This is a genomic window from Novosphingobium sp. GV079 (assembly GCF_003058045.1).
Taxonomy (GTDB): Bacteria; Pseudomonadota; Alphaproteobacteria; order Sphingomonadales; family Sphingomonadaceae; genus Novosphingobium; species Novosphingobium capsulatum.
This window is the reverse complement of record NZ_QBUE01000058.1, coordinates 1-1,157: the sequence shown is the minus strand read 5'-3', so window position 1 is coordinate 1,157 and position 1,157 is coordinate 1. Positions and strand designations below refer to the sequence as shown.

General features: G+C 66.6%; 2 protein-coding genes. One reads left to right on the top strand and one right to left on the bottom strand.

Annotation, left to right across the window (positions count from 1 at the left end; genetic code table 11):
* A partial coding sequence (locus C8K14_RS22285; protein ID WP_208294316.1) for a terminase large subunit domain-containing protein occupies positions 1 to 878 on the bottom strand: 878 nt, incomplete at its 3' end.
* On the opposite strand from C8K14_RS22285, the gene C8K14_RS23295 reads away from it, so the two are divergent.
* Positions 877 to 1,157: GPO family capsid scaffolding protein (locus C8K14_RS23295; protein ID WP_208110677.1), on the top strand; the 281-nt coding region annotated here is incomplete at its 3' end. The genes C8K14_RS22285 and C8K14_RS23295 overlap by 2 nt on opposite strands.

Below are 1,157 nucleotides of genomic sequence, written 5' to 3'. Positions count from 1 at the left end.
CCGCTCTCGCCCTGGGCGGTCGCGCTGTTGGTCGACAGCGGATAAAAGCCCACCGCATCCATCGCCGGCAGCGCCTGCGGCTCGCCATCCTCGTCCATCTCCGCCGGAAACGACAGGTCGAGCATGATGGGGTTGCCCTTCAGCTCTACGCCCGTCACGCGCCGCACCCATTTCACGATTTCGAGGCGGAACTTGTTGGCCTGACGCTGGGAAGCCGAAAGAAAGATCTGGTTGCGCGGTGCCGCGTCCTTTTCGCCGTCCAGCGTCGCCAGGATGCCTTCGGCCACTTTGGCGACCGATTCCCGGCTGAAATAGACGGTCGCGCCGATCTGGCGGCTCTTGCGGATCTTGCGAACGCGCTGATGGCGCTGCTCCCACCACTCGGCCTGGTACTCGAAACACCAGTCGTGGAAATCGTCCAGCAGCGCCTGCCACTGCTCGCGCGACAGGAAATTCTTGCGCTTGTCCGCGCGCTTGGCCTTGGCCTCCTCGTTGTTGCGCTTCTCGATCTTGGGGTTGAGATCGCCCTCCCGCCCAGTCTTGTCGAACTTTCGGATCCGCGCGGCGCGCTCGAGCTGGCGCATCATGAAGTCCACCCGCTTCATGTCGCCTTCGGTGAACGGATCCTTGTCGAGCAGCGTGGCGAGGCGTGCCTCGAGCCGATCCTCGACCACCGCGATCGGCGCGTCGTCGTCCCAGGCATCGCGGCTCTTCCACGCGGCGAGGGTGCCATACTTCACGCCCAGTTCGGCCGCGATCTGCGTCAGCTGCCACCCGCGATGATAGAGCGAGCGCGCCTGCCGGCGCTGGGCGCGCGCCACCTGCCGGCTGATCGCCGGGGTGTCGTCGTCCGCGTCGGGAGGGGTGATCTGATGCATGGCCAAAGCCATGCACCCCGAAATGGGCCGCCTGTCGCCCTGCCTGCCGGGTAGAGCCCGCCTCTACCGCGCGCCCGCGTTGCCGATGTCGCGCCGGGCTGGCTCAAGGGCAACAGCACACGGGTCGCCGCAGCCGGCCCAGCCAACAGGACGCCAGGAGCACCCGATGAAGACCAAGCCCTTCCTGCTCGCCACCGCCGGCTCGACTGTCGATGGCCGCACCATCGATGACGCGATGCTGCAGCAGATCGCCTCGAGCTATGACCCCAAGACCTATGG